At 43.0% G+C, this 23,132-nt stretch carries 19 protein-coding genes; 2 read left to right on the plus strand and 17 right to left on the minus strand.

Annotated elements, in window-relative coordinates; all coding sequences use genetic code 11:
• Positions 1-38 precede the first annotated feature (38 nt).
• The 10 genes from B4Q04_RS12095 to B4Q04_RS12135 all read right to left on the minus strand — a co-directional run bounded on the left by B4Q04_RS12095 (position 39) and on the right by B4Q04_RS12135 (position 12,878).
• Entirely contained in the window at positions 39-1,433 is a 1,395-nt protein-coding gene (locus tag B4Q04_RS12095) for a Gfo/Idh/MocA family oxidoreductase (protein WP_088696959.1), read from the minus strand.
• A gap of 69 nt (positions 1,434-1,502) precedes the next feature.
• Complete coding sequence (locus tag B4Q04_RS12100) at positions 1,503-2,720, minus strand: sensor histidine kinase (protein WP_088696960.1); 1,218 nt, start codon at positions 2,718-2,720, stop codon at positions 1,503-1,505.
• Between the two features lie 236 nt (positions 2,721-2,956).
• Positions 2,957-4,165, minus strand: a complete 1,209-nt coding sequence (locus tag B4Q04_RS12105) for a sensor histidine kinase (RefSeq protein ID WP_088696961.1) — start codon at positions 4,163-4,165, stop codon at positions 2,957-2,959.
• A gap of 302 nt (positions 4,166-4,467) precedes the next feature.
• Positions 4,468-7,830 (minus strand): preprotein translocase subunit SecA, encoded by a 3,363-nt coding sequence (gene secA, locus B4Q04_RS12110; RefSeq protein ID WP_088696962.1) that lies wholly within the window; start codon positions 7,828-7,830, stop codon positions 4,468-4,470.
• A gap of 195 nt (positions 7,831-8,025) precedes the next feature.
• Positions 8,026-8,250: a DUF2795 domain-containing protein gene (locus tag B4Q04_RS12115; protein WP_013994285.1), complete on the minus strand. Its 225-nt coding sequence runs from the start codon at positions 8,248-8,250 to the stop codon at positions 8,026-8,028.
• 174 nt (positions 8,251-8,424) lie between these two features.
• The gene (locus tag B4Q04_RS12120) at positions 8,425-9,006 is read right to left on the minus strand and encodes a cob(I)yrinic acid a,c-diamide adenosyltransferase (protein WP_088696963.1); all 582 of its coding nucleotides are present in this window, start codon (positions 9,004-9,006) and stop codon (positions 8,425-8,427) included.
• A 50-nt stretch (positions 9,007-9,056) separates the two neighbouring features.
• Positions 9,057-9,218 (minus strand): hypothetical protein, encoded by a 162-nt coding sequence (locus B4Q04_RS22845; protein ID WP_013994287.1) that lies wholly within the window; start codon positions 9,216-9,218, stop codon positions 9,057-9,059.
• 27 nt (positions 9,219-9,245) lie between these two features.
• Complete coding sequence (locus B4Q04_RS12125) at positions 9,246-9,632, minus strand: hypothetical protein (RefSeq protein ID WP_123772368.1); 387 nt, start codon at positions 9,630-9,632, stop codon at positions 9,246-9,248.
• Between the two features lie 182 nt (positions 9,633-9,814).
• Positions 9,815-11,695 carry an ABC-F family ATP-binding cassette domain-containing protein gene (locus B4Q04_RS12130; protein WP_013994289.1) on the minus strand — a complete coding sequence of 627 codons (1,881 nt, stop codon included), beginning with the start codon at positions 11,693-11,695 and terminating at the stop codon, positions 9,815-9,817.
• Between the two features lie 4 nt (positions 11,696-11,699).
• A complete protein-coding gene (locus B4Q04_RS12135; RefSeq protein WP_013994290.1) occupies positions 11,700-12,878 on the minus strand; it encodes a DUF4105 domain-containing protein in 1,179 nt (392 codons plus the stop codon).
• Between the two features lie 103 nt (positions 12,879-12,981).
• Here B4Q04_RS12135 and B4Q04_RS12140 point away from each other — a divergent pair, with 103 nt between their 5' ends.
• Positions 12,982-13,731 carry a CDP-alcohol phosphatidyltransferase family protein gene (locus B4Q04_RS12140; RefSeq protein WP_013994291.1) on the plus strand — a complete coding sequence of 250 codons (750 nt, stop codon included), beginning with the start codon at positions 12,982-12,984 and terminating at the stop codon, positions 13,729-13,731.
• Here B4Q04_RS12140 and lptB read toward each other — a convergent pair.
• The 3 genes from lptB to B4Q04_RS12155 all read right to left on the minus strand — a co-directional run bounded on the left by lptB (position 13,728) and on the right by B4Q04_RS12155 (position 16,378).
• On the minus strand, positions 13,728-14,468 hold the full coding sequence (gene lptB / locus B4Q04_RS12145; RefSeq protein WP_013994292.1) for an LPS export ABC transporter ATP-binding protein: 741 nt from the start codon (positions 14,466-14,468) through the stop codon (positions 13,728-13,730). The genes B4Q04_RS12140 and lptB overlap by 4 nt on opposite strands.
• Before the next feature lie 90 nt (positions 14,469-14,558).
• Positions 14,559-15,413: a twin-arginine translocase subunit TatC gene (gene tatC, locus B4Q04_RS12150; RefSeq protein ID WP_013994293.1), complete on the minus strand. Its 855-nt coding sequence runs from the start codon at positions 15,411-15,413 to the stop codon at positions 14,559-14,561.
• On the minus strand, positions 15,413-16,378 hold the full coding sequence (locus tag B4Q04_RS12155) for an SIS domain-containing protein (RefSeq protein WP_013994294.1): 966 nt from the start codon (positions 16,376-16,378) through the stop codon (positions 15,413-15,415). The genes tatC and B4Q04_RS12155 overlap by 1 nt, the downstream gene beginning before the upstream one ends.
• Before the next feature lie 255 nt (positions 16,379-16,633).
• On the opposite strand from B4Q04_RS12155, the gene B4Q04_RS12160 reads away from it, so the two are divergent.
• On the plus strand, positions 16,634-18,844 hold the full coding sequence (locus tag B4Q04_RS12160; protein WP_088696964.1) for a RecQ family ATP-dependent DNA helicase: 2,211 nt from the start codon (positions 16,634-16,636) through the stop codon (positions 18,842-18,844).
• A 77-nt stretch (positions 18,845-18,921) separates the two neighbouring features.
• On the opposite strand, the gene B4Q04_RS12165 is transcribed toward B4Q04_RS12160, so the two are convergent.
• The 4 genes from B4Q04_RS12165 to rluF form a co-directional block, all read right to left on the minus strand.
• Positions 18,922-19,974 carry an LD-carboxypeptidase gene (locus tag B4Q04_RS12165; RefSeq protein ID WP_088696965.1) on the minus strand — a complete coding sequence of 351 codons (1,053 nt, stop codon included), beginning with the start codon at positions 19,972-19,974 and terminating at the stop codon, positions 18,922-18,924.
• Positions 19,975-20,061: 87 nt separating this feature from the next.
• Positions 20,062-21,399, minus strand: coding sequence for a carboxypeptidase-like regulatory domain-containing protein (locus tag B4Q04_RS12170; RefSeq protein WP_013994297.1), 1,338 nt, complete (start codon positions 21,397-21,399; stop codon positions 20,062-20,064).
• A 302-nt stretch (positions 21,400-21,701) separates the two neighbouring features.
• Complete coding sequence (locus tag B4Q04_RS12180) at positions 21,702-22,211, minus strand: hypothetical protein (RefSeq protein WP_088696966.1); 510 nt, start codon at positions 22,209-22,211, stop codon at positions 21,702-21,704.
• A gap of 159 nt (positions 22,212-22,370) precedes the next feature.
• On the minus strand, positions 22,371-23,099 hold the full coding sequence (rluF, locus tag B4Q04_RS12185; RefSeq protein ID WP_013994301.1) for a 23S rRNA pseudouridine(2604) synthase RluF: 729 nt from the start codon (positions 23,097-23,099) through the stop codon (positions 22,371-22,373).
• Positions 23,100-23,132: the final 33 nt, after the last annotated feature.

Consider the following 23,132-nt stretch of genomic DNA (forward strand, 5'->3'; position numbering starts at 1 on the left):
TAGGTGTAATACTACCACTTAAAGGCTATGTTTAACATTTATGATCGCTGTTTTCTTGGTTTTAAATCGGTCAGTTCTGAAATCTGAATTGTTTTTTTGTTTTCGATGCTGCGTCTTGCCGCAATGCCGATAAGAATAGACATGGCACCATCACGTATGCCGGCCGTACGGCCGTAGGGGTCGTCAATATCGGAGGTTCTGAAAATTTTGTCCTGTAGGCGTTTATCGCCACCGCCGTGACCATTTTTTTCCATAGGTACGGCTAGGGTTTGATGTGGTTGCCAAAGCGGGTGTACGATGATGCTTTCAAAAGAAAGATCTTCTTGGTCGGTCTGTGTCATTTCTTTTTGGTGTTTTTCTGCTTCGGAAATGGTACTCTCTTTAAAATATGGGATATCTTGAGAAGCTTCGATCCTACCTTTTGTGCCGTTGAACGCCACACGCCAGCCCTCGAAAGGGGAGTAGGTGGTAAGCGAATAGTTCAAGGTGGTATTATCGGCATATTTTACTTGGGCCGACATTTTATCGTAGATATCTATGTCTTCTCTGAAGAGACAATTGTCTCGTATATAACCGTCTTCATGCTCATGGTCAACGTACAACGCTTTCATGAATTTATCCTGGTTGATGTCCCAGTGGAAATCGCAATTCGAACTATGTTGGCAGCTACGGCAATTATCTCCCCTAAACGGTCCGTTTTTGCCGTAGAACTCTAAATCGCCATAGGCGAATACTTCTTCAGGTTCAGAGTTTATCCACCAATTGAGTAAATCAAAATGATGGGTCGCCTTATGCACCCATAAAGAGCCACTACTGTTCATGTTGCCGTGCCATCGCCTAAAATAGGAGGCGCCGTGGTAGGTGTTGAGGTACCAATTGAAATCTACGGAGACCAAGTCGCCAATGGTCTTGTTCATCAAGAGTTCCTTTATTTTGGTGGCATAGGGGCTCCATCGGTAGTTGAAGCCGACAATAAGGTTTTTTTTCGATTTTCTTTCTGCCTCTAAAATGGACTGACATTTGGCTTCATCGGTGGTCAGTGGTTTTTCGGTGAGCACGTCGCACCCCATTTCCAATCCCTTGATAATAAACTGGTGGTGGGTAGAGTCTTTGGTGGTGACGATAACAAGGTCGGGCCGGGTAGTTTTGACCATCTCCTCAAAATCGCTAAAAGTAGGACATGATGTTCCTATATACGTTTTTGCGTAGGCCAACCTACTGGGGTTGATGTCGGAAAGGCCCACAAATTCGATGATATCTGAATATTGGTCGATCAATCTTTTTCCCCAAAAAGTAATACCCCGTATTCCGGTTCCTACCAAGACAACGGAGAGTTTTTTAGAGGCATTAAAAGCGAATGCCTCTAGGGGTAATGCCGTAGTGGCGGCGAGCATGCTGACTGATGACAGAAACTTTCGGCGAGAGTTTTTCATTTTGGTCTATGGTTTCCTAAAGATACAGATTTATGGGAAACAACCCTAAAGGATGTTATTTACGCTTCATCAACCATTGATGCCGGTAAAATGGCGCTCCCGGTCCTTGAAGATGATGTGGTAGCCCGTGCCTTTGTCAGTGGTCATACGTGACACAGAGCCCCTTAGCTGGCGTCCTAGGTTGTGCATGAGCTTCAGGCCGAGAGAGTTGGTGGTCTTATGGTCTATGCTCTTAGGAAAGCCTACGCCGTCGTCGATAATGTCAAGGAAGTAACTCTGGGATTCTTTTTCGTCTTCTTTTAAGAGAATGCTTATTTCTCCTTTGCTGTTTTCGGGAAATCCATATTTCAAGGAATTGGTAACGGCCTCGTTGATCAAGAGGCCTAAGGGAATAGTGGTATCGAGACCTAGACTAACATCGGGCATATCGATATTCACTTTGATGTCAAGGTTTTTGTCATTGGCCGATTTTATAAGAAACTCTGTGAGTTCCCTTACGTATGGCCTGAAAGCTATTTTTGAAATGTTGTCTCGCATGTACAGCATTTCATGAATTATGGCCATTGAATTGATTCTGTATTGGCTGCTTTTGGCCAACTCTTTTATTTTTTCGTTAGAGGTGTTCTTAGATTGAAGGCTTAAAAGACTCGACACCGTCTGTAGGTTGTTTTTGACACGATGGTGGACCGTTCTTAAAAGCATTTCCTTTTCTGTGATACCCGTTTCTATCTCATTTTTTGATTGTTTTAAGATTGAGTGTGTTCTTAGTAGATGCTTTCCAAAAACACCAATGAGAAGATAAATGCAAAAGAGCAGGCTGAGTAGACTAAAGGTGTCTTTCGATTCTTCAGGGACTTCGTTGGAGACGATCGTAAACTCGCTCACGGCATATAGGCCCGCAATTATAAGGAGTACCAGTACGAGGTAGGCCTTGCCAAAAAAACGTCCCGAAATATAGCCTCCTAAAATAATGATACTTAGAACAAATATAAACGGACTGTTGATCGCCCCGCTGAAGATACAAATACCGACCACACAAATTAGGGATAAAGATGAACTTGTAAATGCCCCTATAAGGGGATTACCGTGAATTTTAAAGAGAAAGATATTGGTCAGGTTCAATATAGCGAACAAGAAAAAAAATAAAGGGATATGTCCTGTTATATCCAAGGCATATATGACCACAAAGGCCAAGACAAAAGAGAGTACCGATGATGCATAGGCGAAATTGAACAGCAACTTCGTCTGATTGTCGATCCTATTTTGAAACTTGTTTTTAATTGACATTATTACACTAATTGCGACCGTAGCGGAATAAAATATTTGTATACAAGAATACTCTAGCTTGATATGGTTTTATCAAGAAGATACTCTGGTGTAGAGGTATTTAAGAAATGGTTAAAATGGGGTTGCAGCAGAAATCTACAATTTTATTCCGAATTTTCTGTCATAAAAGGACAGAAAAATTTATTTTAGAGCAATCGCAAATAATTTGTAGTTAAAACGCTAAGCGAATATAAGGTTTACGGATTAAATTGATCCGTAATATCTTGAAATACTAACTTGTATTTCGTGCCTTTTTTCGAAGGAATACGCTCCATGTTTCCCTGAAGTTGCCTGGCCAAGTTGTGTACTAGTCTTAGACCTAGTGTATTGTAGTTTTTATAGTCATGGTCTAGGGCATACCCTAAGCCATCATCGCTAATTTTCAGTACATAACAGTCTTGGTCCCGTTTTTCAAGTTCTATTTTTATTTCGCCTTCGTTTCGGTCTTTGAAACCGTACTTTATGGAATTGGTGACCGTTTCATTGATCAGTAGTCCCAATGGAATAGCGGTGTCTATGCTTAACAAAGTTTCAGGAATATTGAGGTTGACTTTTATTTTTTGGTCATTTCGTTCAACCGTTCTTAAAAGGTATTGGGTCAGTTCATTAACGTAAGACCCGAATTCTATTTTTGAAAGGTTGTCTCTAACGTAGAGCATTTCATGGATCATGGCCATTGATGTTACCCGGTTTTGGCTACTTCTGACCAAGGCTTTTATTTGTTCGTTAGGTGTGTTTCTGGCCTGCAAGCTCAATAAGCTGGAAACGGTTTGTAGATTGTTCTTTACGCGGTGATGTACTTCCCTTAAAAGGTTTTCTTTCTCGTCTATACTTTTTTCAATACGTGCCTTAGAGCGATATAGGCGATGGTGGGTACTTAAAAGGTTTTTACCGAATACGCCACCTAAAAGATAAACGGAAAACAACACGCTTATAAGGCTGAACAGGTCACGTACGTTTTCCGGCACTTCATTTTCGATAAAGTCGAAATCGGCATAATCGATTAAATAGATAGAGACAATTGTACTAATGATAAGATACAGATAAATGGTACCGAACCAACGTGTAGAGATATACCCTGCAAGGACGACAAGACCCAATACGAAAATAAACGGGCTATTGATTCCCCCGCTGTACAGGGTGATTACAACTGTGCCCAAGAAAGAGATGATGGAGGTATATATCGCCATGGCCATCAGGTTTTTGTGCTTGTTGAAGGCCAGTACGTTCAATAAATTCGAGGCCGAATAGAAGAAGAAAACATAGGGTATGGTACCGTGCATATCAAAGGCATAGGTACAGATTAAGCCTATGGCCAAGCTAAGAAAAGACGATACATAATTAAATTTAAGTAATAATGTGGTCTTGTCACTTATTCTATTCAGACTTTTCTTTGGCTTTCGCATGTACATGTTTTGGGTCTGCCATTTTTCAAAAAAAAGAAGTGAACCCGCGTGTGATAGACGACACTTCAAATAATATGGTCAACCAAGGTTTTTACGACATCAATATTTATCGAAGTTAAGTTTTTGAACAAAAAATAAGGTGTATTTGCTTAATTTACTGCAATTTACCTTTGGGGTCTATTTGTTCATAGCCCTGCAATAGTAGATACAATTGCACTGAACCAACGTTTTACTCGTTTATCGGACAAAAAAAACGGCAACTTATCGCTAAGTTGCCGTAGATTATGGTGTTTTGATAGGTTTTATTCTTCCGTAAGTACCCAATCGCCTTTTTCGATAAGGGGTTCCGCCTGCTTGTATTTGACGGTTTTGCTTTCGCCTGACATTACGTTTTTAATGGTAACCCTGTCGTTACGTCCAATTTTTGGCCGTTCGCGTACAATGGTTTCCGTAACCTGGGGCCGCTGTCCCTGGGTTTGTCCTGCAGCACGGTTTTGGGCCGCTAGCTCATCGCTGTTCGGAATTTCTTCCTTACTGGTCTGAAGGTTTTCCTTAGGCCTGCGAACATTTCGCTCTTCTTGGATCTGGTTGGGGTTTTCACTGGGAAGTTCACCCTTGTACAAGAAAGAAACTACTTCTTTGTTGACTTTGTCTATCATTTCCTTGAAGAGTTCAAAGGCTTCGAATTTATAGATCAACAAGGGGTCTTTCTGTTCGTGAACGGCCAATTGTACCGACTGTTTCAACTCGTCCATCTTACGCAAATGCGTTTTCCAAGAATCATCGATAATGGCCAAGGTGATGTTCTTTTCAAAATCGGTGACCAGTTCCTTTCCTTCACTTTCGTATGCGCGTTCGAGGTTGGTAACCACGTTGAGTGTTTTAATACCGTCAGTAAATGGCACTACAATACGTTCGAACTTATTGGCACTGTCTTCGTATACTTTCTTTATCACAGGGTAAGCCGTGGCCGCATTGCGTTCCATCTTGTCCTGGTAATATCTATAGGCTTCCGAATAGACTTTGTTGGCGATATCTTGTACGCTCATCTTACCGAAATCTGCTTCGGAAATCGGAGAGGTTATCGAGAAATATTTGATCAGTTCAAACTCGAAGTTCTTATAATCGTTTGCCGCCTTGTTCGTGTCGGCAATTACCTCACAGGTATCGTAGACCATATTGGCAATATCGACCTTTAAGCGCTCGCCTTGCAATGCGTGACGCCTTCTTTTGTAGACCACTTCACGCTGGGCGTTCATTACATCATCGTATTCCAAAAGACGTTTACGAACACCGAAGTTGTTTTCTTCGACTTTCTTTTGTGCGCGTTCAATCGATTTGGTCATCATGGAATGTTGAATGACCTCACCGTCTTCCAAGCCCATTTTATCCATCATTTTGGCTACACGGTCCGAACCGAAAAGACGCATCAGGTTATCTTCCAAAGACACATAAAACTGTGAACTACCAGGGTCACCTTGTCGACCGGAACGACCTCTTAACTGTCTGTCAACACGTCTTGAATCATGTCTTTCCGTACCGATGATGGCCAAACCACCTGCTTTTTTAACTTCTTCCGTTAGCTTAATATCGGTACCACGACCTGCCATGTTGGTCGCAATGGTCACGACTCCGGGCTTACCTGCTTCGGCAACCACATCGGCTTCCTTTTTATGAAGTTTGGCGTTCAGTACGTTGTGCTCAACCTTTCTGATATGAAGCATTCGCGATAGCAACTCGGAAATCTCTACTGAAGTCGTACCGATCAATACAGGTCTACCGGCTTGTGAAAGCTTGGTGACCTCTTCGATTATAGCATTGTATTTTTCACGTTTGGTCTTATAGATCAAATCGTTTCTGTCATCACGGGCAATTGGTCTGTTGGTAGGTATTTCCACAACATCCAACTCGTAGATTTCCCAGAATTCACCCGCTTCGGTAACGGCCGTACCGGTCATACCTGCGAGTTTGTTGTACATTCTAAAATAGTTCTGCAGGGTAACCGTGGCGAAGGTCTGTGTAAGGGCTTCGATCTTTACGTTTTCCTTTGCTTCTATGGCTTGGTGAAGTCCATCGGAATAACGACGACCGTCCATAATACGACCGGTCTGCTCGTCAACGATCATCACCTTGTTGTCCATCACTACATATTCTACATCTTTTTCAAAAAGGGTATAGGCCTTTAAGAGTTGGCTCATGGTGTGGATCCGCTCGCTCTTTACCCCAAAGTCTTTAAAGAGCTCTTCCTTAAGTTCGGCTTCTTTTTCAATATCGAGGTTTTGATTTTCAATTTTCGCTATTTCCCCTCCGATATCGGGCATGACGAAGAAATCTCGGTCTTGCTCCCCTGAGATATAGTCAACCCCTTTTTCGGTAAGTTCTATTTGATTGTTCTTTTCATCAATAACGAACAATAGGTCTTCGTCCACTTTAGGCATTTCCCTATTGTTGTCTTGCATATAGTAGTTCTCGGTTTTTTGAAGGAGTTGCTTTATACCTTCTTCGCTCAAGAACTTGATAAGGGCCTTGTTTTTTGGCAATCCCCTGTGAACACGCAACAATAAGAAGCCACCATCTTTTGTGTTGCCTTCCTGTATCAGCTTTTTGGCCTCGGCCAGCACGCCTGTAAGGTGCTGTCGTTGTTTGCTAACGATATCGGCAACCTTTGGTTTGAGTTCGTTGAATTCGTGACGGTCTCCCTCGGGTACCGGGCCTGAAATGATCAAAGGGGTACGGGCATCATCGATCAATACCGAATCTACCTCATCGACTATGGCGTAATGATGTGGTCTCTGTACCAAGTCTTTAGGGGTGTGGGCCATATTATCCCTTAGGTAGTCAAAACCGAATTCATTGTTGGTACCATAGGTAATATCGGCATTGTAAGCGGCCCTTCTACCGTCTGAATTGGGACGGTGGTGGTCGATACAGTCGACCGATAGGCCATGAAATTCAAAAATGGGAGCCATCCATGCGCTGTCCCTTTTCGCTAGATAGTCGTTTACGGTAACCAAATGTGCTCCGTGACCTGCTAGGGCATTTAGGTATAGGGGAAGGGTAGCTACCAAAGTTTTACCTTCTCCGGTATGCATTTCGGCAATTTTACCTTGGTGAAGGGCAATACCGCCGATCAACTGTACATCGTAATGTACCATGTCCCAAGTGACTTCTTTACCAGCGGCGTTCCATGAGTTTTTCCAGATCGCATGGTCACCTTCAAGGCTTACATAGTCTTTTGACCCCGATAGTTCGCGGTCAAATTCAGAAGCGGTGACCTTTAGGGTTGTGTTGTTGGCAAAGCGCTTGGCCGTTTCTTTAACAACGGCGAAGGCAACCGGTAAGATTTCGTCAAGTGTTTTTTCACTTACTTTATATGCCTCTTCCTTGAGTTTGTCGATTTCGGCATATATATCTTCGTTCTTGTCAATGTCTGAGGAAGCTTTGACCTCTTCTTCGAGTTCGCTAATTTTTTTGGTGAACTCACTGATGTCTTCGGCAATTTTCTGTTTAAAGGTTCGGGTCTTTTCGCGCAACTCGTCGTGGCTTACTGTTTCCAACTCCTTTTCAAAAGACTTGATCTGTTCTACTATAGGCTGTAGCTCCTTTACGTCTTTTTCCGATTTATCACCTACAAATACTTTTAATATAGAATTTAAAAAACTCATTTTTTACTGTTTAGCATTAGACCGCTTCTTGAGATGCTATGCGCGGCAGGGCATTCCGTTAAATTACCATTTGCAGCAACCTTGCAAAAGGCATTCCAGTTTGAAGTTTGTACGCATTTTACCTAGTTGCCTGCCAAAATTACATAAAAAAAAAGCCTCGATAGAGACTTTTTTGTTTCAATTAACGTAATACTTCTAATATTCGTCTTCGTTCCAGAGATAATCTTCTTCAGTAGGGTAGTCTGGCCAGATTTCTTCGATAGATTCGTAAATCTCGCCACCCTCTTCTTCCATAGATTGCAAGTTCTCTACGACCTCTAGCGGCGCGCCGGTACGGATAGAGTAATCTATCAATTCGTCTTTTGTCGCCGGCCAGGGCGCATCACTCAAGTACGATGCTAGTTCTAATGTCCAATACATTTTAGTTGTTCGATTTTAAATTTTTGCAAAAATAATTTTTATAAACACATAGCCAAGTAATTACGGCTATTTTATCCGCTTTATTTCTCTTTTAATAGTTTGATAACGAAGAATTAAACAAATTATTAGAGAATAACAAGCTAAAGAGCGATAAATATTTTAAAATCACCGTTTTTAGCCTTTCGTTTTATCCCTAGGAATCCATTTTACTTCGTCAGCTTTTAAGGCTTTTGACAATTTTCGTGCCAGTACGAATAGGTAGTCGGAAAGTCGATTTAAAAATGACAATAATTTTTCGTCAAAAGGCTCATTTTCGAATAAAAGTGTGCTCATTCGCTCGGCCCTGCGACAGACGGTTCGGGCAATATGACAGTATGACACGGTCGTGTGTCCGCCAGGAAGTATAAAATGTGTCATTTGCGGCAGGTCGGCATCCATTGTGTCGATTTCATTTTCTAGGAGTTCAATATCGTATGCCTCGATTTCAGGGATATTCAGCCTTTTTTTTCCGTTTTTTAGGACGGCCTTGTCGGGGTCGGTCGCCAAGACGGCCCCAATGATGAACAACCTATCTTGAATTTGGGCCAGGATCTCCTTGGTATGCGAATCTATATCTTGGTCGCGTATCAGGCCGAGCCAAGAATTCAGTTCGTCTACCGTACCATAACTCTCTATACGGATATGGTGTTTCATTACCCGTGTGCCTCCAATAAGGGCCGTGGTGCCGCTATCGCCAGTTTTGGTGTATATTTTCATGTGGGATGTATTTGCCGGTCTGTATTTTTTTTGTGGATGTCTACGGGAGCCTACTTTTGGTCTTCGTCCCTTTTTCTTTCGGCTTTCCGTTCATAGCCATCCATAAACCTCCGTGATTTTCGGTCTTTACCAATACGGCGATTGTTCATTGAAATTACGATATATATGACCGCTACGACCCCGAGAATAATATATATGGAATTATTGTACATAAATGTAATTTGTGCTAAAAATAGCGTTTAAATCCGAATCTTAAAATGCTCCTTGGCCTGTTCCCGTCTAAAAAAAACGGCGCCGCAATAAAACATATCAATGGTGACCGTTACTTTTTGATGCGCTTTTAGGGCTTCCCAGATAGCTTCATTTTGGGGTGATCCATGGGGGGCGTCACAAAAGAGCATGGTATCGTTATGTTTGGCTTTCTCATGGGATAAAAAGTCCTTTACCGAATCATAGGGGGTGTTTTTCGGCAGAACCACTATGTCGGCCGCCTCGGAAACCATTTCGATATCGGGAAAATTCTCGAGAACATGGGCTTTGCATGGGCCGTCATCGCCTAGGTACATAATGCGTTCCGCGTTGAAATAGGCTGTGCTTTTTAACAAGACCTTCAGTGACTTAGACACGTGATACGGCCTTTTTTTATAGAGACATTTGGTGACGTAGGCGTATACGAAAGGGGAGTGTACCCCGTGTTGATTCGTTGCCGAGGTCAAAAATCTAAAATACTTCAACAGCTGCTGTACGGTATTGCCGGTAGTCATATTCCCTCAGTGCGGCCAGGTGCCATTTTGTTTTTGTGCAACGATCAATCTTCCATCTGTGCCGATAGTTCGAACCAACGCTCTGTCTTTGCTTCAATGGCTTCGTTGATCTCCTTGAGTTCAATCGAAAGTTTGTCGATTTCCTCGCCCGTTAGGCCAGCGTCGGCAAATTTGTCTTGTACCGTTACTTTTTTCGCTTCTAATTTTTGAATGTCCTTTTCAAGGTTTTTGTATTCTTTTTGTTCCGAATAGGAGAGTTTGCTCTTTGAACTGCTCTGTTTTTGAACGTTTTTGTTGGCCGTAGATTCTTTGATATTCGCCTTTTCCTCACGCTCTTCAAGCACCTTGCTGCTTTCATAGGAGCGGTAGTCCGAATAGTTTCCTGGGAAATCTTCGACTACGGCATTGCCCCTAAAGACAAAAAGGTGGTCTACTATTTTATCCATAAAATAACGGTCGTGGGAAACCACGATAAGACATCCGGGGAAATCCAGAAGAAAACTTTCGAGTACATTCAGGGTTACTATGTCAAGGTCGTTGGTAGGCTCATCAAGAATCAAGAAATTCGGATTTTGGATCAGAACCGTACACAAGTACAATCTTTTTCTTTCGCCACCACTGAGTTTGTCGACAAAATCGTATTGTTTTTTTCGGTCGAAGAGAAAGCGCTCCAAAAGCTGTTGGGCCGAGATCTGCTTTCCTTTTTTCAGCGGAATGAAATCGCCGAAATCGCGAATGACATCAATTACTTTTTGGCCTTCTTTGATATTGATTCCTTTCTGGGTGTAGTAACCGAATTTAATCGTGTCGCCTACTACCACCTTGCCCGAGTCGGGTTGGTCCGAGCCGGTGACAATGTTAAGAAAGGTCGATTTTCCGGTACCGTTCTTGCCGATGATCCCTACGCGTTCGCCTTTGGTGAAGTTATATTCAAACTTATCGAGTATCGGTTTGTCGGGGTAGGATTTTGAAATTTTGTGCAGCTCTAGAATTTTGCTGCCCATACGTTCCATGTTTAGTTCAAGCTGAACCTCGTGTTCTTTTCTGCGCTGGCTTGCTTTTTCCTTTATGGTCGAAAAATCGTCTATACGTGATTTTGATTTTGTGGTACGGGCCTTTGGCTGCTTGCGCATCCACTCCAGTTCTTTTTTGAAGAGACGTTCAGATTTGTGCTGTTCTACCGATTCTTGTTCGATTCGCGCCTCTTTTTTTTCTAGATAGTATGAATAGTTGCCTTTGTAAGGGTACAGTTGGCCGTTGTCGAGTTCTATGATTTCGTTACAGACCCGTTCTAAAAAATAGCGGTCGTGCGTTACCATAAACAGGCTCATGTTTTCTTTTGCGAAGTATTCTTCAAGCCATTCGATCATTTCAAGGTCCAAATGGTTGGTAGGTTCATCAAGGACCAAAAGATCGGGCTTGTTGATAAGGGCGTCGGCCAGGGCCAAACGCTTTTTTTGCCCTCCGGAGAGTAAGCCTACCTTGGCATCGAGGTCTTCTAGCTTCAGTTTGAACAGAATCTGCTTGTAAAGGGTTTCAAAATCCCAGGCGTTGAAACGGTCCATCGCTTCAAAAGCAACTTGGTATGCATCGGCATCTTCTGGGTTTTTGAGCGCTTTTTCATACGCGTGTATCACCCTTAGGATTTCGTTTTCCGAAGCAAAAATGGTTTGCTCTACGGTCAGGTTGCCGTCAAGATTGGGCTCTTGGTCCAAAAATGACACACGTATGCCCTTTCTGTAATTGACCTGACCCGAATCAGGACTGTCGAGTCCTGACATAATATTAAGTATGGAGGTCTTGCCTGTTCCGTTCTTGGCGATTAAGGCAATTTTTTGGCCCTTATTGATTCCAAAGGAAAGGTTGTTGAACAAGACACGTTCACCATATGATTTTGAAATATTCTCAACTGTAAGTAGGTTCATGCAATTATGCGATTTTTGGCTTGTGATACGACCAGAATAAAAATAAATATCGTGCGATAAGGGCGGCCCATACGGCCAATAGTAAGGGTGAAAATTCTTGGGCCCCGAACATCCAGAATACGCCGGAGGCCAGAATGAGCCCGGCCAGTAATACGGCGTATTTGGCAATCCAGTTGGGTCCCTTTTTTAAGGCGACCACAAAAGCGATGAACAAATTGAACGGAAAGGCCCATAGTAAATTGTAGTTGCCTGCGGTGGCGCTATGGTCGGTAAAGAACCATAAAAATAAGATGAGTACGCCTATAAGGCCCGTACTAAAGAACAGGATGAAATCAAGCCACCTTCTGCGCGTATTGTTCTTAAAGTCGAAATAGGTTAAAACCAATATTACGACCAGAAATACGATGAGCCATAGTTCTGGTGAAACCAAAAAGCTCGAGCCTTGATCTTGGTCTTTTGCTTCTAGTAAAACCTTGGGGCGGGCCGTTAAAGATTGACCGTTCAATTGGGCAACCTCCAGTTGCTTCAAGATGTAGTCGGGCAAGAACATATGTTCTTTAGGTGTGGCAACATCATCTATTACCGAGCCAAGGGCCAAGTCTATACCGAAACCGGCCCATGAATTGATCTTGACCTTTTGGCGTATCAGTTGGCGATGGGTGTACAGTTCGTTTAGGTAGCTTTCATCAAAAACCAGGGCGTCTCCATAGACTTCCTTAAGAACGTCCCAAATTTTGGTAGCACAGTTGTTATAGAAAAAATCGTATTTGTAATCTCGGTTTTCAGGAAGGAAATTGGTTTCGAGAAAATTAAAAAGCGACTGTCGTTGGGCCAAGGTTAATTGCAATTCTTGACTTTTTACCCATCGGTTTTCGTACTCATACTCTTTTAAGAAATAGGCGAAATTTTGTCTGGCCAGGCTGTAGTCGAGTTTGCCTCGCGCGAATTTCATATAGAAATTGGGCGTAGTAAAGTCAAAGGTGCCATAGTTGTATACGGCGTTTATCCCCAAACTAGGGTCTTCAATGCGAATGGCACTATGGCCAAAGGTGGAATACAGTTCGGATCCAGGGCCACAGGTTACAACGCTTATTTTTGATAAGGGCGTCAATTCAGGTGCTTGGGCAAAGCCCAAAACCGAAAAGCCGAAAAGTAATATGTAAAGTAATTTTTTCAAAGGCATTTCTGTTTTTGCAGAATTTTTGTTCGGCAAATATCCGAATAAATTATGGTCTGACCTGATTGATGTTAAATTGTGTTATTTTTACGCAAAAGCAAATGATAATATGAAAAAGTATATTCCCAACCTGATTACGTTGTTGAATGTTTTCTGTGGATGTGTCGCTACGGTTTTTGCGGTATCGAACCAGCTCGAAATGGCGGCGTTGTTTGTTTTTTTAGGGATTTTCTTCGATTTTTTTGATGGATTGGCCGCAAGGGTTTTGAAGGTGCAGAGCGAATTGGGGGTTCAGTTAGATTCTTTGGCCGATATGATAACCAGTGGGCTCGTTCCCGGAATTGTGATGTATCAGTTACTGGCCATGGCTATGGGAGGAGGATGGCATACGGGCGACGGTGTTTCATTTTCTTTTCTCTATTTGGCCGATTATGTTCCTTTTTTAGGATTTTTGATTACGCTAGGATCGGCCTATCGCCTGGCAAAGTTCAATATCGATGAAAACCAGGTTTCATCCTTTGTTGGGCTGCCCACTCCGGCGAATGCCCTTTTGATTCTTTCCTTGGCCTTAATATTACAGTATCAGAACAATGATGCCTTAAACGGTATTATTCTCAATCAATGGTTCTTGATTTTTATAACGGCCTTGAGTACTTATCTGTTGAATGCCAACATTCCGCTATTTGCCTTAAAGTTTAAGACATGGAGTTTTAAGGACAATGCCGTGCGCTATATTTTCTTGATCGTTAGTGCCGTGCTTTTGTTGACCTTGAAGTTTTTGGCCGTTCCTTGCATCATTGTGTTTTATGTGGTCGCCTCTTTGGTAGCAAACGTAGATGCCGTAAAGAACAGGTCTTAAAAATCGAGTTTCTTTTTACGCAATTCGAAGTTTTGCCCCAGGTAAACCTTACGTACCATTTCATCCGCGGCCAGGTCTTCGGGTATTCCCGATTTCAAGATGCCACCTTCGAACATAAGGTAGGATCTTTCGGTAATGGCCAAGGTTTCCTGAACGTTGTGGTCGGTAATGAGTATCCCGATGTTTTTGTCCTTTAGTTGGGCTACGATACGCTGAATATCCTCTACGGCCACGGGATCTACACCGGCAAAAGGTTCATCCAATAGAATGAATTTTGGGTCGGTAGCCAGTGCACGTGCTATTTCGGTACGCCTGCGTTCGCCACCCGAAAGTAAGTCGCCACGGCTTTTACGGATATGGCCCAAGCTGAACTCTTCAATAAGCGACTCCATTTTCATGAGTTGCTCTTTTTTGCTAAGCTTGGTAAGCTGTAGCACGCTAAGAATGTTCTTTTCAATACTCAGCTTCCTAAAAACGGAAGCTTCTTGCGCCAAGTAACCGATGCCGTTTTGGGCCCTCTTGTACATGGGGAAGTTGGTAATGTCGGTTCCGTCCAAATATATTTTTCCCCCGTTGGGCTTTATCAAACCGACGATCATATAAAAAGAAGTGGTTTTTCCGGCACCGTTAGGCCCGAGCAGGCCAATGATTTCCCCTTGGTTTACTTCCAAGGAAATACCCTTTACTACTTTTCGGCCCCGGTAGGCTTTCATTATATTTTCAGCTCTTAACTTCATTTTTATGGTTTCTTGTTTTAGGTTCCATCGGCCTTTGGTACATCTAATGAAGTACTAAAGAAACGGGAAACTTTTGAAACAGCCGTATATTTACGTTTTCTTTAACCCTTTTTCCTTTGCCTTTTTCTCGCGTTTGGCTTCGTTCTTCAATACTATTTTTGAGATGTAAATACTTACTTGGTATAAAATCAACACCGGTACCGCTACAATGATCTGACTGGTTACGTCTGGAGGGGTTATTACGGCGGAAAGAATCAGTACCACGACTAGGGCTATCTTTCTGTATTTTTTCAGTATTTCAGGGGTTACGATGCCTACCTTGGTTAAAAAGTAAATGATAATGGGCAGTTCAAAAAGTACCCCACAGGCTATTACCGCCGTTCTTACGGTGCTGATATACGAACTAAGGTCAAATTCATTGAGAACGATTTCACTTACTTGGTAGGTGCCCAAGAAATTGATAGATAACGGGGCTACCACGTAATAACCGAACAATACGCCCATGAAAAAAAGAAAAGAGGCAATAAAGATGAAGCCTTTGGAATGCTTTTTTTCGTTGGGATGGAGTCCCGGACTTATAAATTTCCACAGCTCGTACAGTACATAGGGGAAGCCTACAATAAAGCCGACCCAAATGGCCGTCCAGATATCGGCTGAGAACTGTCCGCCCATGGTCCGGCTCTGAATGGTGAACGGAAGCTTATCGGCACAGAAGGCCGAGTCAAAACCTAGGTAGGTAGCTATGTCACAAAACAAGCGATAGGTTGGGAAATCCATTTTAGACGGTCCGAAAATGATGGTGTCGAAAATAAATCCGCTCATCACGAACGCCCCAGTGGCTATAATGACGACCGCTAAGACCGATCGTATCAAATGCCATCGTAATTCTTCTAGGTGATCTAAAAACGACATTTCGTCGGGAGACTTCGTATTCTGCTTTGCCATTATAATATACCTTCGTTGATCAAGTTGTGCAAATGTACAACACCCATATATTTTTTACCGTCTACACCCAATAATTGTGAGATGCCCTTTTCTTGCATCAGTTCCAAGGCTTCAATGGCCAAAACGTTTACCGAAATGGTCTTGGGGTTGGAGGTCATAATATCACGCGCCGTTAGGCCGCTTATGTTATCGTATTTGTTGAGCATGCGCCTAATGTCGCCATCGGTCACGATACCTACGATGTCGTCACCTTCGGTAACCGCCGTAACGCCCAACATTTTTTCGGAGATCTCGACAATGACCTTTTTTACGTCCGCATCAATGGGTACTTGGGGTTTTTGGTTCGTGCCTACAATATCGGAAACCCTGAGGTATAACCTTTTGCCCAAAGATCCGCCAGGATGGTATTTGGCGAAATCCTTGCTGCTAAATCCTTTTATCTTTAAAAGACAGATGGCCAGGGCATCTCCCATAACCAGTTGTGCCGTGGTACTGGTCGTAGGGGCCAAATTATTAGGGCAGGCTTCCTTGGCCACATAAGTGTTGAGAACAAAGTGTGCTTCCTTGGCCAAATAAGACTCGATATTTCCCGTCATGGCTATCAGCTTGTTCGTTCCCCGTTTTATTAGGGGGACCAACATTTTAATTTCAGGGGTGCTACCACTTTTTGAGATACAGATTACCACGTCTTCTTCTTGGATAGTGCCCAAGTCACCATGAATGGCATCGCCGGCATGCATAAAAATGGCAGGTGTTCCTGTGGAGTTTAAGGTGGCTACGATTTTAGACGCGATTATGGCGCTTTTGCCAATGCCCGAAACAATGACCCTTCCTTTAGATTCAAGAATGCAATTGACGGCATCGGAGAACTGTTCGTTCAATAAAGTGCCCAAATGATTGATGGAAGCACTTTCGGTTTCTATGGTTTTTTTTGCTATCGCAAGAATAGCTTTGCTATCGTTCAAAGTGTAAAATAGGTTAAATTTGTTCTTTTTAAGGGGCTTGTAAACGACAAATACCCTCATTTTGAATAAAACAATCTTAAAACACGGACGGTTTCTAAAACTTTGTTTTATATTTAAGATTACAAAATTACATAATCTTGACGTATAGCTAATTTAATACCTTAAAATATATTTTGAATAAATTAGAGTCCCCCGTAAAGAAAACTATGATTTTTGAGCAATTGAGACACAGATTCCTAAAGTTTTTTACGACATATGGCAAAAGATAAAAAAGTTTTGAAAGAAACGGATCTGCACGCCTCGTTAAAAAAACATTTCGGTTTTTCCGAATTTAAAGGTCTACAACAAGCCGTTATCACCAATATTTTAGAACGTAACAATACATTTGCCATTATGCCCACAGGCGGAGGTAAATCACTTTGTTACCAACTCCCTGCGTTAATGCAAGATGGTACCGCTATCGTGGTCTCGCCGTTGATCGCATTGATGAAGAATCAGGTAGACGCCATTAGGGGAGTGTCCGATCAGTTCGGTATTGCCCATGTACTTAATTCTTCTTTGACCAAAACAGAGGTAAGGCAGGTAAAGGAGGATATTACGAACGGTATTACCAAGTTGCTCTATGTTGCGCCCGAATCATTGACCAAAGAAGACTATATCGATTTTCTTCAGTCGGTGAAGCTTTCTTTTATCGCAGTAGACGAGGCGCATTGTATATCTGAATGGGGCCACGATTTCAGGCCCGAATACAGAAATTTGAGAACCATTGTCAACCGTTTGGACGACGATATACCCATAATAGCATTGACGGCCACGGCCACACCCAAGGTACAAGAAGATATCATTAAGAACTTGGGGATTACCGATGCACAAACCTATAAGGCTTCGTTTAACAGGCCCAATCTCTTTTATGAGGTACGGCCCAAGACGGCCAATGTAGATTCCGATATTATTCGCTTCGTAAAAAAGAATGCCGGAAAATCGGGTATTATCTACTGTTTGAGTAGAAAGCGGGTTGAGGAGTTGGCCCAGGTACTGCAGGTAAACGGCGTAAGTGCCGTACCCTACCATGCCGGTTTTGATGCCAAGACCCGTTCAAAATATCAAGATATGTTCTTGATGGAGGATGTTGATGTGGTGGTGGCAACCATAGCCTTTGGTATGGGTATTGACAAGCCCGACGTGCGCTTTGTTATACATCACGACATTCCCAAGAGTATTGAAAGTTACTATCAGGAAACCGGAAGGGCCGGAAGGGACGACGGTGAGGGCCATTGTTTGGCGTTCTACTCCTATAAGGATATAGAAAAGCTTGAAAAGTTTATGTCCAACAAGCCTGTTGCCGAACAAGAAATCGGTAATGCCCTGTTGCAAGAGGTAGTAGCCTATGCCGAAACTTCAATGTCACGCAGAAAATTCATGCTCCATTATTTTGGGGAGGAATTTGACGAGATCAACGGAGAAGGGGCAGATATGGATGATAATACGAGAAACCCCAAAGAAAAGCAAGAGGCTAAAGAGAACGTTGTCAAGCTGATCAAGGTAGTAAAGGCGACACACGAAAAATTCAAATCGAAAGAAATCGTAAGGACTCTTTTGGGTAAGGTCAACGCCCTGATTACATCCCATAAAACGGATGAAAAGCCCGAGTTCGGGATTGGTGCGGACAAGGATAAGGGCTACTGGATGGCCTTAATTCGCCAAACCTTGGTGGCTGGCCTTTTGAAAAAGGAAATCGAACAATACGGTATTCTTCATGTGACAGAACGTGGAGAGGCCTATTTAAAGGCGCCCGAGTCGTTTATGATGACTATGGACCACGCCTATAGCAAAGAAGGTAACGATGCCATCGTTAGTGCCGCAAAAGGAGGCGTAGCTGATGAGAACCTGTTGAAGCGGTTAAAAGAATTGCGAAAGAGCCAGGCCCATAAGTTGGGAGTGCCTCCGTTCGTAGTCTTTCAAGACCCCTCCCTAGAGGATATGGCCACCAAATACCCGATTTCACAAGAAGAACTTACGAATATCTATGGGGTAGGAGAGGGCAAGGCTCGTAAATACGGAAGGCCCTTCGTTGATTTTATTTCCCGCTATGTTGAAGAGAATGAAATTATCAGGCCCGATGACCTTGTGGTGAAAAGCACAGGGGCCAACTCTGCCTTAAAACTTTACATTATACAGAATGTAGACCGCAAGCTTCCGTTAAGTGATATTGCATCGGCCAAGGGAATTGAAATTTCGCAGCTGTTAAAGGAAATGGAACAGATCGTATTCAGTGGTACCAAGTTGAATCTCGATTATTGGATCGACGAGGTGCTCGATGAAGATCAGCAGGAAGAAATCCATGACTATTTTTTAGAAGCGGAAACCGATGACCTGGAAGAGGCGATGAAGGAGTTTGATGGCGACTATGAAGACGAAGAGCTTCGCTTATACCGACTTAAATTTATTAGTGAGGTAGCGAATTGATTTTTTAGCATATTGACATAAAGAGCGCGATGCAAGCTTTTGAGTTTGACATCGCGCTTTTTTTATGTTTTTACGGGTTAAATAACAGCTTTCTCCAATAGCTGTAGGTTCATTTTTGCGGCATCCATTTTTCCCGTGATTCCGATCGGGAAGGTGAAATTGTTCTCAACATGACCAAAGCTCATGCCATAGACTGCCGGGATGCCAAGAGGCCTGATCCGGTCTAGGATCACTTCCTTTAAAGAAAAGGACTTCGGATTGGTCGAAGCGTTGCAACCGGCGCAAACACCGATAAGAATACCTGCGGCCTTTTTAAACGTGCTGCCCTCGATCAATTGGGTAAGCATACGGTCTATCCGATATGGGGCTTCTTCAACATCTTCAATGCAAACAATGGTATCGGTAAAGTCGATTTCATGTGGCGTGCCGATTAGGGCATTGATAAGGGTCAGGCTGCCTCCGACGAGTTTTCCCGTGGCAATACCTTCGGTAATGGTATAGCGTTCGAACTCGGGGTTCGTACGTAATTCAGGGTTCAATAGTTCTACATTTTGTATGGACAAGGGAGCTCTTGGGAACATTACCACCTTTTCTAATTGCCTAATGCTATAGGGGTCGTTCAAAGTGCTGCCTACCGGCCCGTGAAAGGTTACGAGGCCCGTTTCTTGATAGATGCCGTTCAGTAGGGCGGTGATGTCGCTGAAACCGATAAAGGTTTTGCCGTTCTTTTTAATGGTTTCGTAATCTATCATCTGCATGATCCGGGTACAGCCATAACCGCCTCTTGCACAAAGTATACCATCGATGTCTGGGTTGGCGAACATTTCGTTAAGGTCTTTTGCGCGTTCCTCATCGGTGTTGCTTAAATATCCATAATTTCCTATGATGCGATTGGTGTGAAAGGGCTTGAAACCCATGGATTTTAGCGTTTTCTTAGCTTCCTCCAAGATCGGTGGTGCAATGGCGTAGCCCGGGGCGATTAGTCCTATGGTGTCTCCTTTCTTTAACCTTTTCGGTCGAATCGTCTCGGGGTAGGTCGATGGAATACTATTCGCTATACCTACATTGGGAAGGAGTGCCGCTATGGCACCTCCTAAGGCCGAACCTATAAACTGTCTTCTATTGCCCATATACTTTGTGTTTATAGGGTGAATTTAAATAGAATCATAAAAAAATCGACCATTTGGCCGATTTTATATATGTGGTTCTTATCCTTTCTAAGGAATGGAAGTGCCTCCATCCGAACTGGCCCTTCGCAATTGCCGTTGAATTTTCTTGATGGCCGACTCAATCGATTTTTCGGGTTCAATGATATTGTACTGCCCCCAAAAGTCTGGGTCGGCAAAGCCTATGGCCTCATCACTTAAAATAATGGACGTCTTAATTCTATCCTTGGCCTTTGGAAAATCTTCCATCATGTTTTTCTTCCAATCGGTAACGGCCATTTCACATGTCATGCTGTAGACCGAGTTAAAGAGACGTTTGTCCCAATTGACCTTGAACTCCAAGAGAACATTGCTGTAAGAGTAATACCATTTGCCATTCTTTTCGCGATAATCGACCCTGTAGGCAACATCCGTAGGCCATACCTTGGCATTTTTTGGCTTTCGCCTGACGAACATTCGTGCCGCCATTTCCTTATCGGTGATGTTGAGACTGTAAATGGCACTGGTGAGTATCTTGTTTTCGGCGTCTATGTATAATTGACCCTTGTACAAGGGGTCTAATATCTCGGGAAGCTGCTCAAAACTTATCACATAGATCAATTTGTCGTTTACCCGGGTAGAATGGTCGAACCGGAATGTATAATAGTCTAAGGATTCCGGTGAAAAGATATATTCGGGGTATTTCATTATATCGATGAACAAGGCGTTGAAAGGGCCGCCCTGTAGTTTTAGGGCAACGGTGTCGAGCTTGCTGTAATCGGTGCTTTTACGGGCCTTGTATAGCTTTACACCATCTTTTTTCAGTGAGGTATAAGGCGTTTTGTAAATGTTGACCACAGCTTCAGAGAGAGAAACGTTCTTTCTTCGTTTTTTTATGGTTTCCCTGTAAAAAGCGGTCATAAGGGTAGGGTCGTCAAAATAATTTTCCCCCTTACTTTTTAGTACTTCGCGAACAAGGCTTTCGGCATCTTTCGGTACTTCCACATTGACCTCGTTCAATTTAAGTACGGAGGGCACCATAAGAATTTTGTTGCGTTCTTCTTTTAGTTGGCTCAAAGGGATGGATTGGGTGCTGTAACCCAAGAAGGATACCGTGATGTTGGCCTGGGTCAGGTCACTTGGTATTTTTAGGGAAAATTCCCCTTCGGTATTCGTTATGGTACTGATGTTCGATTCTTCTACGGATAAGGAAGCGAATACCAATGGTTTTTTTGAACTGGCATCCAAGACCTCGCCTTTGTAAAGGTTGTATTCAGCCTCTTCCTCTTGTTCGACAGGGTCTTGAAAAAATGCGCTGGCGGACAGGGGTGCTGCAAATAGGGCCAATACGGCCAAGGCCGTGGCCACAGATCGGAATGTAGTGCGTGTAATATCGTGTTTCCGTATCATTTTTTGTGAGTTTGGGTTATAGCTTTCGCTTCTCCCTAATATAGTGATTTTTAATGGGATATATAGGGTTTTTAACACACGGAATTAGCTGGGGTGGTTTCCTTTTTAAGAAGGGCAGGTTGGGGCCAAGAAAGGCAGGGGGAATTCATGTGTTTTTATCGACTTGTTCAACCCTGCACTTTTGTGTTATGGTGTGTAGAAAGGGGGTATTTTCCGTTTTCTTTACAAAATTCGCTTTACAAAATAGGCGGTAATGGCCCGGTCTACGTTTACCAAATGTTCTTTTTTGTGGTGGTTGCCGACTAAAGTTTTCCCTCATCTATTTCAGTGGCAATATCTTTCATTGTGTCGATCATACCATTCTCAAATAAAAGTGAGTCCGAGAATGTATAGGACTTAGACCAGACACTATTTGGCTCTTTTCTGTCTAGTGTAATGAACGCGTATCCACCACCTCCATTGCTATCAGCATTAAAGGCGCGCCTCAGTTTCAGCCGCTCACCATTAACCGTCCCGATATAATTAAACGTGCCCTTGGGTAGACCTCCTTCGGCCTCTGTTTTGAAAAACTTATCCTCTAACGTATTCAGAAACCACTTCAAGCCATGCTTTGGGAATTCAATTTGATAGTGGAGCCACTTGCTTTCGCCCCTACTCTTATACGTAACATGCCTTGCATTTGAAATTATTATATAATCACCTATTAACAAAAAGTAAAACGTATTTCTAACATCTGTTTTATCGGGTAATGTCGCTATCAAATTGGGATGCTTAGCAACCGTAAGCGGGTCAATGTCTTTAAACTGTTTCATTAGGCAGATCCATTTCAAATAAACAGACTATGGCATCGGTAAAGTCTATTTCGTTGGGCGTTCCGATCAATGCTTTGGTCAAGGTTAGGCTTCTGTCGACCTATTTTTGTTATTCGGTGCTTCGGGAAACTGGGGTTTTGGTATAGGGATCGGGGCGGCCTAATGTGTTTTTGCCGATTCGGAGACCAAACGATGGATCTCGTCGAGTTCGGCTTGGGTAAGGTCTCGCCATTTCCCTACCGGTATGTCAAGTTTTACGTTCATAATGCGTACGCGTTTCAGGCGTTGTACGTTGTAGCCCAAGTATTCGCACATACGACGGATCTGTCGGTTGAGACCTTGGGTCAAGATGATCTTAAACTCGTATTTGCCGATTTGTTCAACCTTACATTTTCGTGTTATGGTGTCTAAAATAGGCACCCCATTTTCCATTTTCCTTACAAAATCGGCGGTAATGGCCCGGTCTACGGTTACCAAATATTCTTTCTCGTGGTTGTTGCGCGCCCGAAGGATCTTATTTACGATATCGCCATCGTTCGTTAAAAAAATCAGGCCCTCACTGGGTTTGTCCAAACGACCGATCGGAAAAATCCGCTTGGGGTAATTGATGAAATCGATAATATTGTCTTTTTCTACCCTGGTATCGGTAGTACAGACAATGCCGATGGGTTTGTTAAAAGCTAGGTAAACGGGCTTTTCCTTTGGTTCGGAAATCAATTCGCCATCAACGCGTACTTCATCACCTTGGGTAATTTTTGTACCCATTTCAGGAACTTTGCCATTGATGGTGACACGCCCTTGGTCGATTAGTTTGTCAGCGGCACGGCGCGAACAATAGCCAACTTCACTAAGGTATTTGTTGATTCGGGTCTGTTTCGGTTCTTGCACGCTTTCCTGTTTTTGTAGCGCAAATTTAAGGGA

Source organism: Zobellia sp. OII3 (genome assembly GCF_002211465.1).
Classification (GTDB): domain Bacteria; phylum Bacteroidota; class Bacteroidia; order Flavobacteriales; family Flavobacteriaceae; genus Zobellia; species Zobellia galactanivorans.

Bases quoted from the DNA above. Each gene is read 5' to 3' on its own strand.
- B4Q04_RS12095 (WP_088696959.1), bottom strand. From the start codon at position 1,433: ATGAAAAACTCTCGCCGAAAGTTTCTGTCATCAGTCAGCATGCTCGCC.
- B4Q04_RS12100 (WP_088696960.1), bottom strand. From the start codon at position 2,720: ATGTCAATTAAAAACAAGTTTCAAAATAGGATCGACAATCAGACGAAG.
- B4Q04_RS12105 (WP_088696961.1), bottom strand. From the start codon at position 4,165: ATGCGAAAGCCAAAGAAAAGTCTGAATAGAATAAGTGACAAGACCACA.
- secA (WP_088696962.1), bottom strand. From the start codon at position 7,830: ATGAGTTTTTTAAATTCTATATTAAAAGTATTTGTAGGTGATAAATCG.
- B4Q04_RS12115 (WP_013994285.1), bottom strand. From the start codon at position 8,250: ATGTATTGGACATTAGAACTAGCATCGTACTTGAGTGATGCGCCCTGG.
- B4Q04_RS12120 (WP_088696963.1), bottom strand. From the start codon at position 9,006: ATGAAAATATACACCAAAACTGGCGATAGCGGCACCACGGCCCTTATT.
- B4Q04_RS22845 (WP_013994287.1), bottom strand. From the start codon at position 9,218: ATGTACAATAATTCCATATATATTATTCTCGGGGTCGTAGCGGTCATA.
- B4Q04_RS12130 (WP_013994289.1), bottom strand. From the start codon at position 11,695: ATGAACCTACTTACAGTTGAGAATATTTCAAAATCATATGGTGAACGT.
- B4Q04_RS12135 (WP_013994290.1), bottom strand. From the start codon at position 12,878: ATGCCTTTGAAAAAATTACTTTACATATTACTTTTCGGCTTTTCGGTT.
- B4Q04_RS12140 (WP_013994291.1), top strand. From the start codon at position 12,982: ATGAAAAAGTATATTCCCAACCTGATTACGTTGTTGAATGTTTTCTGT.
- lptB (WP_013994292.1), bottom strand. From the start codon at position 14,468: ATGAAGTTAAGAGCTGAAAATATAATGAAAGCCTACCGGGGCCGAAAA.
- tatC (WP_013994293.1), bottom strand. From the start codon at position 15,413: ATGGCAAAGCAGAATACGAAGTCTCCCGACGAAATGTCGTTTTTAGAT.
- B4Q04_RS12160 (WP_088696964.1), top strand. From the start codon at position 16,634: ATGGCAAAAGATAAAAAAGTTTTGAAAGAAACGGATCTGCACGCCTCG.
- B4Q04_RS12165 (WP_088696965.1), bottom strand. From the start codon at position 19,974: ATGGGCAATAGAAGACAGTTTATAGGTTCGGCCTTAGGAGGTGCCATA.
- B4Q04_RS12170 (WP_013994297.1), bottom strand. From the start codon at position 21,399: ATGATACGGAAACACGATATTACACGCACTACATTCCGATCTGTGGCC.
- B4Q04_RS12180 (WP_088696966.1), bottom strand. From the start codon at position 22,211: ATGAAACAGTTTAAAGACATTGACCCGCTTACGGTTGCTAAGCATCCC.